Raw genomic sequence first — 16,731 nt, 5'->3', positions numbered from 1 at the left:
GTCGAGAATTCGTACAAAGGTTAGGCCGCTAAGTTGTCGCTTGGGTTAATTCTTAACTAGCTTTTCAAATGGTGTATACCCCATCTTTCAAGTTGCAGGCGCGTTAGCGGCTCTCGTTCACCCGAATCACTTACTTGAGTAAGCTCATCGGGATTCACTCGTTTGCTGCCTTCCTGCACCTCGAAATCTTTTGGGTATCGCTGTTTTTCCCTCAGGTTTGGTCTGAACAAAAGAGGAAATAATGAAAAAGCTGACGTTAAGTCTTATTACCTTAGCGCTTGCGGGCGTTTCTAACGCTGCGTTTGCCGATACCCTGCGCATGGAATGCCCAATCTCTCCTGGCGGTAAGGAATACTGCAAATACGTCAAAGACCGTTTTGAAAAGCAGACCAGCAACAAGCTGGAGTTTATCGAGTTCCCGGCAGCTTCTGACGAAAAGCTGGCTCTGCTACAACAACTGTTTGCCGCCAAAGATGAGAAAGCCGTGGACTTGTTCCAGTCAGACACCATTTGGGTGGGGCTGCTCGATAAGCAAACGCTCGATTTAACCGATGCAGTCAGCGATATGAAAGGTGATTTCTTCCCCGGCCCGTGGGCGAATGACACGGTGAACGGCAAAGTGAAAGCGGTGCCTGCGTACCTCGATACTGGCGTGTTGTATTACCGCAAAGACCTGCTGGAAAAATACAATGAACAGCCACCAAAAACCTGGGAAGACATGACGCGTATCGCGACCAAAATTCAGGACGAAGAGCGCAAAGCGGGGCACAAAAACTTCTGGGGGATGATCTTCCAGGGCAAGTCGTATGAAGGGCTGACTTGTAACGCGCTGGAGTGGATTGACTCTTACGGCGGCGGCACATTTATCGACGAAAAAGGGAACGTGACCGTTAATAATCCGAAAGCGGCGGCAGCACTGGATATGGTCGCAGGCTGGATTGGCAAAATCACGCCGAAAGGGGCGTTAGGCTACAAAGAGGAAGAGTCGCGAGCGGTATTCCAGAACGGCGATGCGCTGTTTATGCGCAACTGGCCATATGCATATCTGCTCTCACAGGGCGCGGATAGCCCGCTGAAAGGCAAAGTGGGCGTGGCTCCGCTTCCTGCCGGGCCGGACGGGAAGTCTGCCAACGCTTTGGGCGGCTGGCAATGGTCGGTTAACGCCAATACCAAAAATAAAGATGCGGCCATTGCGTTGCTAAAAATCCTCACCGATGCAGATTCGCAGAAAATGCAGCTGAAATATCTCGGCTTTGCACCGACTCGTTCAGCCTTGTATGAAGACAAAGCCGTGCTGGAAGCCGCACCGCATCTGACGATGTTTAAAGAGATCTTTGCCAACGCTGTACCTCGCCCGGCAACCGCTACCAAAAGCCAGTATCCGCGCGTCTCGAATGCCATCTATAACGTGACCTTTAAAGTGCTCAACGGTAGCAGCGACGGCAAAACAGCGGTCGCCGATCTGCAAAAACGTCTGGAGCGCGTCAAAGGTAAGGACTGGCATTAATTGGCGCATACAGGCTACCAACAACGGCGTCGCCGTATCGCGTGGATACTGGTGGCGCCAGCGCTGTTACTTCTGGCACTGGCGGCGGGATGGCCGCTGGTGCGTACCTTCTTTTTCAGCTTCACCAACGCGATGCTCGACAACCCATCGGAGTATCAGATGGTGGGGCTGGCAAACTATTACGCTACACATGATGGCGACACCAGCGGCGTGCTGGTTGACCCGTTGTGGTGGCAGGCTGTCGGCAACACTTTGTGGTTTACCGTGGTATCGGTTGGCATCGAGCTATTTCTCGGGATGTTGCTCGCGTTGCTAATGAACCAGAAATTTCGCGGCCAGGGCTTAGTGCGCACCGCGATTCTGGTGCCGTGGGCGATTCCGACCATTGTGAGCGCCAAAATGTGGGGCTGGATGTTCCACGACCAGTACGGCGTAGTGAACGATTTGCTGGCGAAAATATTTGGCTATCAGGCGCATCTGGCATGGATTGCAGAACCTTCGCTGTCGATGTGGGCAGTGGTGATTGCCGATGTCTGGAAAACTACGCCGTTTATGGCGCTGATGTTACTGGCCGCACTACAGCTGATCCCCAATGATCTTTACGAGGCGGCGCGCGTGGATGGTGCCAGCCCGTGGCAGCGATTTAAGCGCATTACATTGCCGCTGATTATGCCGGCGATGATTGTGGCGCTGATTTTCCGCGTGATGGATGCGATGCGAATTTTCGATTTGATTTTCGTGCTGACCTCAAACAGCGAGGCCACGATGTCCGTTTCCGGATACGCCCGCGAGCAGATTATCTCTTATCAGGATATGGGGATGGGTTCGGCGGCATCGGTGCTGGTGTTTATGATGGTGGCAGGTATTGCGGCCTGCTTTATCCGCGTCTCACGTTTAAACGAGAAGGAGAAGCGGTGATGAAAATAACCCGTCGGCAGCGCAAATTCGGCCATAGCATGGTTATCTTCGTAGGCGCGACCTGCGCCGTGCTGTTCTGCGTGTTCCCGTTTTACTACGCGATTATTACGTCGTTACGCACTGGGCAGGAGCTGTTTTTACCCGCCTATTTACCGAGCGGTTACCACTGGGGCAACTACGTCACCGCACTGGTCGATAACGGTATCGCCCGCAGCCTGCTTAACTCGGTACTGGTGGCGACAATAACCGTCGGCATCTGCCTGCTGGTGTCGATTACCGCCTCTTTTGCACTGGCACGGGTGCCGTTCCGTGGGCGTAAATTCCTGCTGTTCACCATTCTGTGTGTTTCGATGTTCCCGCAGGTCGCGGTGCTGACGGGCATGTTTGAGCTGGTCCGTTTTCTCGGGCTTTATGATTCGCTCGGTGCGCTGGTGCTGTCGTACACCACGTTTTCGCTGCCGTTTACCGTCTGGGTGCTCACCACCTTTATGAAGTCGATTCCTATTGAGCTGGAAGAAGCGGCGATTGTTGATGGCGCCAAAACCTGGACCATTATCCGTCGCGTGTTTGCGCCGATTCTCGCCCCCGCGCTGGTGACCACCGGACTGCTGGCGTTTATCGGTGCGTGGAATGAGTTCATGTTCGCGCTGACATTTATTATTTCCGGCGACAAACGCACGGTGCCGGTCGCTATCAGTATGTTCAGCGGCGCGTCTACATTTGAGCTGCCGTGGGGCAGCATTATGGCGGCGTCAGTGGTGGTGACGCTGCCGATTATCGTGTTGGTACTTATCTTCCAGAAACGCATTGTCAGCGGGCTGACCAGCGGAGCGATTAAGGGATAACCATGGCGCAACTCGTACTCGATAAAATTCAAAAACGTTACGGCACGGCATCTGAGGTGATTAAACCGCTCGATCTGGAAGTGAACAGCGGGGAATTTGTGGTGGTGGTTGGGCCGTCCGGTTGCGGGAAATCAACGCTGTTGCGTATGGTCGCAGGCCTTGAGGAAATCAGCGGCGGCGAGATGCGCATTGACGGGGTTTGCGTCAATGACGATTCTCCGTCAGAGCGCGGCATCGGCATGGTGTTCCAGTCCTACGCGCTCTACCCGCATATGACGGTGTACCAGAACATGGCATTTGCGCTGGAAATGGCAAAGTTGCCGCTCAAAACCATCGACGAAAAAGTGCGCGAAAGTGCGCGTATCTTGCAACTGGAGCATCTGCTCGACCGTCGGCCCAAAGATCTCTCCGGCGGCCAGCGCCAGCGTGTCGCTATCGGGCGGGCAATCGTGCGTGAGCCGAGCCTGTTTTTGTTCGATGAACCGCTTTCAAACCTTGATGCTTCGCTGCGCGTGCAGATGCGTATGGAAATCGCGGCGCTGCATAAACGAATTAATGCCACCATTTTGTACGTCACCCACGACCAGGTCGAAGCGATGACGCTTGCCGATCGCATCGTAGTGCTTAATCAGGGGCAAATTGAGCAGGTGGGAACTCCGCTGGAATTGTATGACCGCCCGGCAAATGTGTTTGTCGCGCAGTTTATCGGTTCACCAAAAATGAACCTGATCCCCGGCGTTTTGGTTTCTGGCAACGCCCAGCGCACCGATGTAATGCTGGAAAACCGCCAGCTTATTTCGCTGCCGGTTAACGGCGCGGGAGTGCCGGAGGGGCAGACGGTACAGCTTGGGATTCGCCCGGAACATATCCAGCTAACCGAACTGGCACAGGCGGATATCGAAGGGGAAATTTTATTTGTTGAGCAGATGGGCAACGAGACTTTGCTCTACGTAAATAGCGGTTACGGTAGCGAACCGCTGGTGATGCGCCATACTTTCAGGCTTGAGATAAAAGCTGACCGACGCATTGGTCTGCGGCTGCCGCCTGAGAATTGCTACTTGTTTAACAGCGACGGGCGGGCGTTTGTGCGAATTTAAGGTGAATGGACTGACAAAACAAGGAGAAATCAGTGGAAAAAAAATGGTGGCACAATGCGGTGGTGTACCAAATCTATCCGCGTAGTTTTATGGACAGCAATGGCGATGGTATCGGTGACATTAACGGCATCATCAGTAAACTCGACTACCTGCAACAGCTCGGCATCAACCTGATTTGGCTCTCACCCGTTTATCGCTCGCCGATGGATGACAACGGCTACGACATCTCAGACTATGAAGATATTGCCGCCGAATTTGGCACCATGGCGGAAATGGAAACCCTTATTGCCCAGGCGAAACAGCGCGATATACACATCCTGATGGATTTGGTCGTCAATCATACCTCCGACGAACACCCCTGGTTTATCGAAGCACTGAAATCGAAAGATAACCCGTATCGTGACTTTTATATCTGGCGTCAAGCTGCGCCAGACGGCGGCCCGCCGAACGATTTCCGCTCGTACTTTGGCGGCAGCGGCTGGAAGTTTGACCCGGCCAGTGGCGAATATTATCTGCACCAGTTCTCAAAACGCCAGCCGGATCTTAACTGGGACAACCCGCGCGTTCACGATGAAGTCCACGCCATGATGAACCGCTGGCTTGTTAAAGGCATCGGCGGTTTCCGTATGGACGTTATCGACCTGATTGGTAAAGAAGTGGACGCACAGATTATGGCGAACGGCAAAAATCTGCACATGTTGATCCGCCAGATGAACCGCGCCACCTTTGGTAAAGGGGATTACGTGACGGTCGGTGAAGCCTGGAGCGCCACGCCTGAAGACGCGCTGCTGTATAGCGGTGCCGAGCGCGAAGAACTCTCTATGGTTTTCCAGTTCGACCACATCAAACAGTTCTGGGATGAGCACGCCGGGAAATGGCGTAGCAAGCCGTTTGAACTGGCAAGTTTCAAAGCGGTGATTGAGAAGTGGCAAACCGCACTGTCGCACCAGGGCTGGAATTCCTTGTTCTGGAGCAACCACGATTTACCGCGCGCGGTGTCTAAATTTGGCGATGAAGGAGAGTTTCGTGAGCCGTCAGCCAAAATGCTCGCCACCGCACTGCACTGCCTGAAGGGCACGCCATATATCTATCAGGGTGAAGAGATCGGAATGACCAACGTGCGGTTCGCCAACATCGACGAATACCGTGACATTGAAAGCCTGAATCTTTATCACGAGCGGCTGGCGCAAGGCGTCAGCCATGAAGAGATGATGCTCGGCATTCATGCTAACGGGCGCGATAACGCCCGTACGCCGATGCAGTGGGACGACAGCCCAAACGCAGGTTTTACCACAGGCAGTCCGTGGATTGCGGTGAACCCTAATTACCACGAGATCAACGTGGCCGCAGCGCTGGCCGAACCCGATTCAATATTGTGGCATTACCAGAAAATGGTAGCGCTGCGTAAACAGTACCCGGTTTTGGTTTATGGCGATTTCCAGCCTGTTTTGCGCGAACACCCGCAGGTTTTTGCGTGGTTGAGAACGCTTGGTGATGAGCGGTTACTGGTGGTGAACAACTTTACCGCTGAACACCTGACGCTCGACATTCCGCCTGAAATGCAGAACTGGCATGGCGAGTGTTTGATCAGCAACTATGCACCGCGCGACCAGCTTGCGGTGAGTCTCGAGCTACAACCTTATGAATCTTTTGCTTTATTAATCGGGAGGTAAACGATGGCGAGCTGGTGGAAAGAGGCGGTGGCCTACCAGATTTATCCGCGCAGTTTTAAGGACAGTAACGGCGACGGCATTGGTGACCTGAACGGCATCACCGAAAAACTCGATTACCTGAAAGACCTCGGCATCGATCTGATTTGGATCTGCCCGATGTACAAATCGCCGAATGATGATAACGGCTACGACATCAGCGATTATCAGGAGATCATGGCAGAATTTGGCACAATGGCCGATTTTGACCGCCTTCTGACCGAAGTTCACGCCCGCGGAATGCGGCTGATTATCGACTTAGTGGTCAACCACACATCCGATGAACACCCGTGGTTCCTTGAATCTCGCTCCTCACGCGATAACCCAAAACGCGACTGGTACACCTGGCGCGACGGTAAAAATGGTGCAGAACCCAATAACTGGGAAGGGATTTTTAAAGGTTCAACCTGGGAGTTTGACCCGGTAACCGAGCAATATTTTCTGCATCTGTTTACCCGCCGCCAGCCGGATCTGAACTGGGAAAACCACGATGTACGCCGTGCCGTGTACGACATGATGCGCTGGTGGCTGGATAAAGGTATTGACGGGTTCCGTATCGACGCCATCGCGCACCTGAAAAAAGAGCCGCTGCTGGCCGATGTGCCTAACCCTGACAAACTGCGCTATGCGCCGTCGATGAAAAGTCATCTGAACTACGATGGGCTGCTCGATTATGTCGATGACATGAGCCGTAACGTTTTGCAGCACTACGATATTGTCACCGTTGGTGAGATGAACGGTCTGTTTGCCGACCACGCCGAAGAATGGGTAGGGGAACATCGTAACCGCTTGAGTATGGTGTTCCAGTTTGAACACGTGCGGCTGTGGGAACCGGAAGCCGGTTTGCGCCCGGAACCAGGGGTATTAAAGAAAATCTTCACCGCCTGGCAAGAAGCGCTGGAAGGAAAAGGCTGGAATGCGCTGTATGTGGAAAACCATGACCTGACGCGCATTACCTCGCGTTGGGGCGACACCGAGCACCATTGGCGGGAAAGTGCGACCTGCATCGCCGCGCTCTATTTTCTGATGCAGGGCACGCCGTTTATCTACCAGGGGCAGGAAATCGGTATGACCAATACCCGATTTAACAGCCACGACGATTTTGATGACGTGTCAGCAAAAAATATGTGGCGTGAAATGGAAGCGCAGGGCAAAAGCGAAGAAGAGATTATCGCGTTTCTCACCAATACCGGGCGCGACAATTCCCGCACGCCAATGCAATGGAATGCCTGGCCGAACGCCGGATTCAGCGATGGTGAGCCGTGGTTTAAGGTGAATGCCAACTTTGAAATGATTAACGTCGCCAGCCAGCAGCAAGACCCGGACTCAGTGCTGAACTTCTACCGTGCGTTAATCAAACTGCGCAAACAGGAGCGCGCGCTGATTTATGGGCGTTATGAGCTGGAACTGGCAGACAACCCGCAAATTTACGCTTACCGACGCGTGCTCGACGGCGCGGAGTTTGTAGTGCTGTGCAATATGTCCTCGAAATCGGCACGCTGGACGGCAGAAGAATTACCGCTCGAATGGGCAGAATGCGTGTTGGGGAATTATCCGCAGGTTGATGAACTCTATCGGCTGCACCCGTGGGAGGCGCGGGTTTATAAGCTCGCGTAAACAATTTTGTCGGATGTCGCTACGCTAATCCGACCTACGCGATTTCAGAAGGCTTTGTTTTGTAGGGTGGATTAGCGAATAGCGCCATCCACCGTTGACTCCGGTCCAGCCGGATGTCTCTGCTGCACGAACGATGAAAGTCTCAGAGCAACCTGATGTAGTAACGGCATTGCCTGCGGTATGATGTGCGCTGGTTTTTAACAAGGAGGGGTTATGTTGACGACAACATTTCCAGCTTTGCAGCCGACAACCATCAATGCCATTAATACGCTTGGCGAATGGCTTTCTCACAATGAGTTTGCCGCGCCACCTGCGGTTTGCGATGGTCAATTGATTATCCTCGCGGGTAATGCCGTTATCCCAACCATTGACGCAGCCTGTGAGCTTGCCGCCAATAGTGAATTGCCGCTGCTGATTACCGGCGGAATTGGCCATTCAACGACTTTTTTATACGCGGCGATTGCTAAGCACCCGCGCTACAACACGATTCCCACCACTGGTCGCGCGGAAGCCGCCATCATCAAAGATATTGCCACCGAATTCTGGAAAGTCCCGGCAGAAAAAGTGCTGACGGAGGAGAAGTCCACCAACTGTGGCGAGAATGCGCGTTTCACTTATGAGTTGCTGCAAACACTGGAAATAACGCCCGCTCGCGCGATTATCATTCAGGATCCGACCATGCAGCGCCGTACCGTCGCGACGTTTGAACGCGTCTGGCAAAGCGACTTGCATAAACCACAATGGCGTAGTTGGCCGGGTTTTGTTCCGCACTTAGTCAGTGACGAAACTCATACCGCTTTTAGCCTGCATGAAAAGGGCTTATGGCCGGTTGAGCGGTATATTTCGCTGGCACTGGGGGAGATCCCGCGTATCAGAGATGATGCGCAGGGCTACGGGCCGAATGGGCGTGACTTTATTAGCCATGTTGATATTCCGACTGCGGTAATGAATGCCTGGGAAATTCTCGCCAATGACGCCGCGCTGGCGCAATTAATGCGCGAGCGCGGCTTATAAGTCATTAACGATGCAGGTAACAGTTCACCCCTAAATACTTGCTGAACGCCTCCTGCAATACTACACCCGTCGCCGAGTGGTTCATGGCGACGTGGTGTTCAAAGCCGTTATTACAAATCCACGCCAGTAAATTCTCCAGATGTGGCACTTCAATCACCGCGCGGCAGCCAACGGTATCTAACGCATCGTCAACGGATTGCCCTTCACCGACATACGCTTTCACTTCCCCGGTAAAATCATCGGAAGAGAGGCGGAAATAGGTGAGCGGGCCACTTTTCAGGCGGCCATGCACCGCGCCACAGGTGTTCTCTTTGCCGACGGTGGTGCCAATAATATCGGCGGTACCCATCGACGGAGATTCCAGGCTGCTGCTGGCAAAGTTCCCGCAGTGGAACAGCACGCATTTGTTGCGATCGTCGCCGAAGTTATTGTTCCAGTCGGCAATTGAGGCAGGATTAAGCGACGCGCTGGCAAGGGCATACATCGACAGTGCGCCCATCACGTCCACTTCGCAGGCGCTTGGCATTAACTGCCCGGACATCACGCTCATAATCGAGCAAACGTTAATGCCGAGGTTTTCCTGAAGCGAGGTCCAGCACTGGATCGCGGTGGTGTCGATGTCGTTTGCCACTACCCATTCGCTGATCACCACAAACAGTTTTGCCATTTGGGTTAACTTATCGGCGGGAATGCCGCTGGCATCGGCGTTTTCAATTAAGATGCCGCGCTTCTCATGCACGCGCAGATCGTCATCGCTGATGTGTTTGATGCGGGTGAAGATTTCCGACAGGTCGAGGGTTTCAACCGCCACGCCCATTTTTTCGAGCAGTTTTTCGCTGTAGCGCACGGTGTTAAAACTGGCCGGACGCGCACCAATCGCCCCGATACGCACGCCCTGCATCGATTTCACCACCCGGCAGATTTGCGCAAAACGCTGTAAATCTTGTTCGAATACTTCACCGCTTAACGCACACACATGCTGCGTGGTGAGCGTGAAGGGGATGTTGTACTGACGCAGGTTGTTGCACAGGGAAATTTTCCCGCAGAAGCTATCGCGGCGTGTCGCCAGGCCCATTTTGTCGAGGTTGTCTTCTTCTGCCTGAATCAGCACCGGCACTTTGAGGCCGGAAAGACGAATCGCTTCGGCCACTGCTTTTTCATCGCCAAAGTTTGGCAATAACACCACCACACCGTGAATGTCGTCACGATGCTGGCGGAACAGTTCGGCACAGAACTTGGCGTCTTGTCGGGTTTCCACACCGCCGAGATGCGTTTGACCATCTTTTAACATCACGGTTTTGATACCCAGTTTGCCAAACAGGGCTTCGGCTTGTTCATGCGCCTGCGCCACTAAATAGCTTGGGAAGAACCCGCGGTTACCGATGATCACACCGAAGGTCAGTTGTTTAGGGATTCTGGACATAGCTTCACTCCGCTCAAAATAGATTTAATTCGGCATAAAGCGGCAGCGCGCTACTGCTTCAAGCCATTGTTTATAGTTTTGTTGCATTGTTTTTTGTTGTTCTGCCTGTGGCAGCAAACGCTCGCCACAGTTGGCCAATGCCGCAAGCGGTGTGCCGTCTTGCCACCAGCCGAGAGTTTTACCTGCTAACAGCGTCGCGCCGAGTGCGGATATTTCAGCCGCGGGTTGAATGATTAACGGGCGTTGCAGTACATCAGCCTGCAACTGCATCAACCAGTGATTCTGGGTGGCGGTGCCATCAACGCACAGCGATTCGAGGTGCTGGCCGGTTGCCTGTTCCATCGCGAAAAAGACATCGGCAATTTGATAAACCAGTGATTCCAGTGCGGCTCGCGCCAGCACCGCAGGGGTAGCGGCGTCCGTCAGGCCACAAATCATGCCGCGTGCATGGAGATCCCACCACGGTGCACCCAGTCCGGAAAGCGCGGGCACGTAATAGACGCCCTGGTTACTTTCTGCGGATTGTGCAAGCCGGGTCAGTTCTGCCGGGTCGCTGATGCCCAGCATTTTTCCCAGCCATGCGGCACCTGAGCCGGTGTGGGTGATGTTGCCTTCCAGCGCGTAATTCAGCTCACCGTCGTGCCAGGCAAGCGTGGTGCTCAGGCGATTGCTGCGGGTTGCCGGTTCAGGAAGCGAAAGCATCAATGACGAGCCGGTACCATAAGTGGCTTTAACCACCTGCCCGCAAACACTGCGTTGGGCGTACAGTGCCGCATGTGAATCACCGATCAATGCCAGCACCGGCGTGCCAATCGGCAAACCGGGAATGGTGTTGATTTGCACTTCGCCATGATGACCGGAAGATGCGCGCACTTCAGCAAGTGCCGCACGCGGAATGCCGAATAATTTGAGTAATTCGTCGTCCCATTCCCCCTGATAAATATTGAACAGCTGCGTGCGGGCGGCATTCGAGTAGTCGGTGGTAAACGAGTGTCCGGCAGTCAGTTGCCAGTTCAACCAGGAATCGATGGTCCCGATACACAGCTCACCCGCTGCGGCACGCTTCATGCCGTCGGGAATAGCATCGAGCAGGGCGCGGATTTTTGCCGCCGGGAACAGAGGATCAACGGGCAGGCCCGTCAGACGGGTGATCAGTTCACCGTGGCCTTGCGCTAAAAGTTGCTCACATATCTGTTCTGAGCGGCGGTCCTGCCAGCTCACGACGGGCGTGAGCGCTTTGCCATCATGGCGCTGCCACACCAACACGGATTCACGCTGGTTGCTTATCGCAATGCCTGCGATGGTGGCGGAGCCAAGTTGTTGCAGGCAGCCGCACAGCGCTTCGCAAACTGCATGCCACAATGCAATGGGGTCTTGTTCTGCAAGCCCTGGAGCCGGGTGCGTCATTGCCACGCCGACACTGCAACGGGCGCAGATTTGCCCGTTGCTATCCACCGCCACCACTTTGGCGTTGGTGGTGCCCTCATCAATAGCCAGAATTATCGGGCTGGACATGGCTATGCTCCTTTGCAAAGCGCCGTGGCGGAACGTGTTACCCCTGCGGCATCAATTCCATGATGGGCACGCATCTCCTTGCGATCCGCCGCAATAGCATAGCTACCGTCTGCAATACCGAGCCGCAACAGAGGGATGCCACACCCGGCTTCCGCTAACACTTCAGCGACCAGGCTGCCAACACCGCCATTCACGTTGTGCTCTTCAACGGTTATCACATGGCGTGAATTTTTAAGCATGGTGAGAAGTTGCGCGGTATCGCAAGGGCGGATAGACGGAACGTTGATCACCGCCGCATTAATACCCAAATCTGCGAGTTGTGCCGCCGCCGTGACAGCTTCATGCACCGTTGAACCCATTGCCACTAAGGCCACATCGTCGCCTTCGCGCAGCTGATTAATGGCACCTGGTTTGAACTGATAATCTGCGTCGTGCAGTTCCGGCAATGCTTTGCCGTCAAGACGAATGTAGACCGGGCCAATGTGTTCCAGTGCGTAGTCAATAATCTGGCGGCATTCAATCGGGCACGATGGCGCATAGATTTCAATGTTGCCAAAACCGCGCAGCACGGCGATGTCGTCAATGCTGTGGTGGGTGCTGGCGAGCGGGCCATAACTGGCTCCGGCATTGAGGCCAAAAAGTTTGACGTTGCTGTTGTTGTAGCAAACGTCGACTTTGATCTGTTCATTGGCGCGTGAGATTAAAAACGGAGCCGCATTGCAGGTGACGGCTATTTTCCCGCCCATCGACAAGCCCACCGCCGTGCCTACCAGCGTCTGTTCGGCAATCCCGACGTTCACCAGCCGGTCGGGAAACTGCTTCATAAATGGGGATATTTTTGCCGTAGAAGTTGAGTCGGCCACGACCGGCACCAGGTCTACGCCACGTTCGACGGCGTCAATAAAGGCATTCACCATTACGGTTGCCAGGTGTTCGCTATTACTCATCTTTCAGTTCCTCCAGCGCCAGTTCGATTTCGTCACCTTTCGGTATCCGGTGGTGCCATTCCGCGCGTCCCTGAATAAAGGAGATGCCCGCGCCTTTGGTGGTGTTGGCAATCACGACGTGCGGTTTGCCGTGCGGTTGTAATCCTTCAAGTGTTGTGACCACATCAGCCATATCGTTGCCACGGCACTCGGTGACTTCCATGCCGAACGCGCGCCATTTCTCATCGAGCGGGTCGGTATTGAGGATCTCTTTGGTCGAGCCTGCGAGTTGCAGATTGTTTTTGTCGTTAATAATGATCAGGTTATCGAGCTGGTAATGCGCCGCGACTAACGCCGCTTCCCAGTTGCTGCCTTCTGCCAGCTCGCCATCGCCGGTCACCACAAAGACGCGACGTTTGCTGTTGTCGCGTTTGGCTGCCAGTGCAATGCCAACGGCGACCGGCAGACCGTGGCCGAGCGCGCCGGTGTTAAGTTCCACACCCGGCGTTTTGTGTTTCACCGGGTGGCCGGGCAGGTGAGAGTCGGCATGCTGATAAGTCGGCAACCACTCCACGGGAATAAAGCCGGCTTCAGCCAACACGCAGTAATAACCGCCAACCGCATGGCCTTTGGACTGAATGTAGATGTCACGTTCGTCGCTGTTAATCAGCTGCGGCGAACAATTCAGTATCCGGAAGTACAGGGCGGTTAAGATTTCTACCTGCGATAAATCCGCCCCGGTATGGCCGCCAGCCGGGCTGTTGGCATTGAGCAGGACGATGCGGCGACGGACGGCGCGCGCTCTCTTTTCCAGATCCGTAACAGACAGTGCGAACGGATTCATAGTGTTACCCCTTGCATTAAAAATCATAGATGAATAATTATTCCTAGTGGGTAAAAAAATACCCGCCGTTCAGGATTTGTGATGCGCTACACTTTCCCGCTGCTTTCCATAATCGCTTTCTGGGCCACGACCGCCGCTTTTTGCTGCATGCGGTTTTGCATCTGGTCGATGATGACCGCCACAATAATCACGATGCCTTTGATGACCATTTGCCAGAATTCACTTACGCCCATCATCACCAGACCGTCAGCCAGGAAGCCAATCACGAATGCGCCGACGAGGGTGCCAAGAATGGTGCCGCGCCCGCCTGCCAGCGATGTTCCGCCGAGCACCACAGCGGCGATGGCGTTCATTTCAAACGCTGTGCCGTTTGCCGGGTGGCTGGCAACCAGTTGAGCGGAAACCACGATCCCGGCAATGGCGGCGCAAAAACCGGACAGCGTATAGACCCAAATCTTCACCTGCCGGACTTTGACGCCTGAAAGTTCAGCGGCGCGTTCGTTATCGCCAATGGCGTAAACATGGCGGCCAAACGGCAGGCGGCGGGCGACATAGGCAATGGCGACGGCCAGCACAATCATCATCCAGATAGCCCACGGAATACCGAACAGCGTGCCGGAGCCAATCAGGTCAAACCCGGTATTACCAAGTTGCGGGTTGCCGGAAAGTCCGGGGAAGGTTTCACCGCCCGAGGTCAACATGGCGGCCCCGCGCAAGATGTACATGGTGCCCAGGGTGCAGATAAACGGCGCGACGTTGTAGCGGGTGATAATCCAGCCATTACCCGCGCCAATCAGCCCGCCAACCAGCAGCACTAGTGGCACAATCACCCACACACTTGGGAAGATAGCGATACCGAACATCGGCAGCACAATACCTTTGGTTATCAGCCAACCGGCAATCATGCCGCACAGCCCGAGCGTGGCGCCAATCGACAAATCAATGCCCGCAGTGATGATGACAAAGGTGATGCCGAGTGCCAGAAAGGCGTTGATGGCAATGTGTTTAATCATGATCACCAGGCTGCCCATGGCGAGGAAATCCGGCACCATGATGGCGAAGAAGCCGACAATCAAAAACAGCGCAATAAAGGTGCGGAGTTTGAGCAGTAACAGCAGCAGATTTTCCCGCGAGCTGAACGGCGAGCCTGGTCTGGCGTTGAGCGCAACAGTATCATTCGTTTTCATATCAGAACCCTTGTGCACTAGCGGAAACCAATGCCGATTCTTCGGCGTGTTCGCGGGGAATATCAGCGGTAATTTTCCCACCTGACATCACCAGAATGCGGTCGGAAACCGCCATGATCTCTTTGAGATCGGAGGTGGAAAACACCACCGCAATCCCTTGTTCGGAAAGCTGAACCATCATGCGGAACACGTCGGCTTTCGCACCCACGTCTATTCCCCGCGTCGGTTCATCGAGCAGCAGCAGTTTCGGGTTGGTCAGCAGTGAACGGCCAATCACCACTTTTTGCTGGTTCCCGCCGCTAAGCGCCTGAATTTCCACATCCGGCGATGAAACCTTGATGGAGAGGTTGCCAATAGTGCTGGCTACCACCGCTGTTTCATCGGCCTGCGAAATCGCAAAACCACGCTGCAAACGCCGCCATAAACTGGCAATCGTCAGGTTGCTGGCGACCGAGGATATCGGGAAAATCCCGGTACGTTTACGGTCTTCCGGCACCAGGCTCATGCCCATGCGAATGCGCTCGGCGGTGGCAAGGCGCGGCGGCACGGGTTTGCTGTCGAGCCATAATTTGCCCAGATAATTGCGTTGTGTGCCCAGTAAGCACTCAAACAATTCGGTGCGACCGGCCCCCATCAGCCCATAAATACCGACGATTTCGCCCGCACGGACCTGGAAGCTGACGTCGTTCACCACCGTGTTTCCTGCGGAATTGACGCAGGTGATGTGTTCCGCTTCCAGAATAGCCGCGCCAAAATCACGCCCGGGTTTCAGGAAGCTGGACACCGGCTCGCTGCCCAACATTTCGCGCACAATCCACGGCACGTCGATATCACTGACCTGCGCTTCGGCCTGGAATTTGCCATCGCGCAGAATGGTTATCACATCGCCAATCGCCATTAACTCTTCCAGACGGTGGGAGATATAAATAATGGTGACGCCCTGGCGGGTGAGTTCGCGAATCACCCGGAACAGAATTTCCACTTCGGTTTTACTTAATGCCGAAGTCGGTTCATCAAGAATTAAAATGTCGGCGTCTTCTGCCAGCGCTTTGGCGATTTCCACCAGCTGCTGTTGGCCAACTTTCAGGTTTGCCACAATCTCTTTCGGAGAAATAGGCTGATCCAGGCGTTTGAGCAATTCCGCGCTGCGTGCCTGTTGCGTCGCCTCATCAATCGGCGACAAACCGTGTTGCAGTTCGCGCCCGAGGAAAATGTTTTCGGCAACGGTCAGGTTTTCGAACAGGTTCAGCTCCTGGTGAACCATGCCGATGCCATGCGCGGCGGCCTGGCGGGTGCTATTAAATTGCACCACTTCACCGTTCAGGCGAATCTCACCCAGACTTGGTTGCTGAACGCCCGCCAGAATCTTCATTAGCGTCGATTTACCCGCACCGTTTTCACCGATGATGACATTCACTTTGCCGCGCCAGACGTTGTAATCGATGTTGTCCAGCGCCACGGTGCCTGGGAACAGCATCGAAATACCACGGGTGCGCAGAATGACAGGATCTTGCGACATTATGGTTGCCCCCGTTCCAGTGAAATAGCTGCTGCGTCACTCAGTGTGCCGTTGCGCAGGGTGACGGCCATCACCACGGTGACGGGCTGTTGCTGCCAGCTTTCATCAACTTTTGGCAGGTGTTTTGCGGCTTCACGGTTATAGGCTTTTGAAAGCTGCGCGAACTGCACCTGGTTGGTGAAATCTTCGAATTTGTAGCCAGTCGCATCACGGATTGCGTTACCACGAATCATCGGCCCGACCTGCACTTGCAGTGGCTGATCATTAACGGTGACGGTCAATGTGCGTTCACGTTCGTTATCCAGAGAAACGCTGTCGACTTTGCCCTGAACTTTCACGAATACGCTTTCGTTATTGGCGCTGGCGGCACGGGTTTTCAGCGTGCTGCTATCCAGCGCATGGCTCTGCGCGGGCGTCATCACTTTGCTGTTCCAGGTTTGTTGCGCTATCTGCGTGGGTGTCTGGTTTGCGAAACTCGCTTTCGCATTCGGATCGGGAGGAATAATCGGTTGCCCGTTTTCATCCAGATCCACCACCCGGCAGGCAGTGAGCAACAGGGCACTGCAACATAACAGGCCAATACCCCATTGTTTGAGCGACATACAGCCTC

14 protein-coding genes are annotated in these 16,731 nt (G+C 54.4%); 7 read left to right on the top strand and 7 right to left on the bottom strand.

The genetic code is table 11. The features are described 5' to 3' along the window. Positions 1–241: 241 nt before the first annotated feature. From EDF88_RS02890 to EDF88_RS02860, 7 genes are all read left to right on the top strand, one after another. The gene (locus EDF88_RS02890; protein WP_134182772.1) at positions 242–1,507 is read left to right on the top strand and encodes an ABC transporter substrate-binding protein; all 1,266 of its coding nucleotides are present in this window, start codon (positions 242–244) and stop codon (positions 1,505–1,507) included. Further along, positions 1,508–2,425, top strand: a complete 918-nt coding sequence (locus tag EDF88_RS02885; protein WP_243839569.1) for a sugar ABC transporter permease — start codon at positions 1,508–1,510, stop codon at positions 2,423–2,425. Next, entirely contained in the window at positions 2,425–3,270 is an 846-nt protein-coding gene (locus EDF88_RS02880; protein WP_134182770.1) for a carbohydrate ABC transporter permease, read from the top strand. Before EDF88_RS02885 ends, EDF88_RS02880 begins: the two co-directional genes overlap by 1 nt. A gap of 2 nt (positions 3,271–3,272) precedes the next feature. Further along, positions 3,273–4,367 carry a sn-glycerol-3-phosphate ABC transporter ATP-binding protein UgpC gene (gene ugpC / locus EDF88_RS02875; RefSeq protein ID WP_064518730.1) on the top strand — a complete coding sequence of 365 codons (1,095 nt, stop codon included), beginning with the start codon at positions 3,273–3,275 and terminating at the stop codon, positions 4,365–4,367. Between the two features lie 32 nt (positions 4,368–4,399). After that, positions 4,400–6,040 (top strand): alpha-glucosidase, encoded by a 1,641-nt coding sequence (locus EDF88_RS02870; protein ID WP_134182768.1) that lies wholly within the window; start codon positions 4,400–4,402, stop codon positions 6,038–6,040. A 3-nt stretch (positions 6,041–6,043) separates the two neighbouring features. Continuing rightward, positions 6,044–7,693 carry an alpha-glucosidase gene (locus EDF88_RS02865; protein ID WP_134182766.1) on the top strand — a complete coding sequence of 550 codons (1,650 nt, stop codon included), beginning with the start codon at positions 6,044–6,046 and terminating at the stop codon, positions 7,691–7,693. Between the two features lie 213 nt (positions 7,694–7,906). Next, a complete protein-coding gene (locus EDF88_RS02860) occupies positions 7,907–8,707 on the top strand; it encodes a YdcF family protein (RefSeq protein WP_134182764.1) in 801 nt (266 codons plus the stop codon). A gap of 4 nt (positions 8,708–8,711) precedes the next feature. Here EDF88_RS02860 and EDF88_RS02855 read toward each other — a convergent pair whose 3' ends face one another. From EDF88_RS02855 to EDF88_RS02825, 7 genes are all read right to left on the bottom strand, one after another. Beyond that, complete coding sequence (locus EDF88_RS02855) at positions 8,712–10,130, bottom strand: L-fucose/L-arabinose isomerase family protein (protein WP_134182762.1); 1,419 nt, start codon at positions 10,128–10,130, stop codon at positions 8,712–8,714. A gap of 24 nt (positions 10,131–10,154) precedes the next feature. Further along, entirely contained in the window at positions 10,155–11,645 is a 1,491-nt protein-coding gene (locus EDF88_RS02850) for an FGGY-family carbohydrate kinase (RefSeq protein WP_134182760.1), read from the bottom strand. Between the two features lie 2 nt (positions 11,646–11,647). After that, on the bottom strand, positions 11,648–12,592 hold the full coding sequence (locus EDF88_RS02845) for a transketolase C-terminal domain-containing protein (RefSeq protein WP_064518736.1): 945 nt from the start codon (positions 12,590–12,592) through the stop codon (positions 11,648–11,650). Next, on the bottom strand, positions 12,585–13,415 hold the full coding sequence (locus EDF88_RS02840) for a transketolase (protein ID WP_064518737.1): 831 nt from the start codon (positions 13,413–13,415) through the stop codon (positions 12,585–12,587). The genes EDF88_RS02845 and EDF88_RS02840 overlap by 8 nt, the downstream gene beginning before the upstream one ends. 86 nt (positions 13,416–13,501) lie before the next feature. Next, positions 13,502–14,602 (bottom strand): ABC transporter permease, encoded by a 1,101-nt coding sequence (locus EDF88_RS02835; RefSeq protein WP_064518738.1) that lies wholly within the window; start codon positions 14,600–14,602, stop codon positions 13,502–13,504. 1 nt (position 14,603) lies between these two features. Beyond that, positions 14,604–16,121: a sugar ABC transporter ATP-binding protein gene (locus EDF88_RS02830; protein WP_134182758.1), complete on the bottom strand. Its 1,518-nt coding sequence runs from the start codon at positions 16,119–16,121 to the stop codon at positions 14,604–14,606. Further along, positions 16,121–16,723 carry a DUF2291 family protein gene (locus EDF88_RS02825; RefSeq protein ID WP_134182756.1) on the bottom strand — a complete coding sequence of 201 codons (603 nt, stop codon included), beginning with the start codon at positions 16,721–16,723 and terminating at the stop codon, positions 16,121–16,123. Before EDF88_RS02825 ends, EDF88_RS02830 begins: the two co-directional genes overlap by 1 nt. Positions 16,724–16,731: the final 8 nt, after the last annotated feature.

The sequence above is a fragment of the Buttiauxella sp. BIGb0552 genome (assembly GCF_004366275.1).
Classification (GTDB): domain Bacteria; phylum Pseudomonadota; class Gammaproteobacteria; order Enterobacterales; family Enterobacteriaceae; genus Buttiauxella; species Buttiauxella gaviniae.
This window is presented reverse-complemented; position numbering and strand designations above follow the sequence as displayed.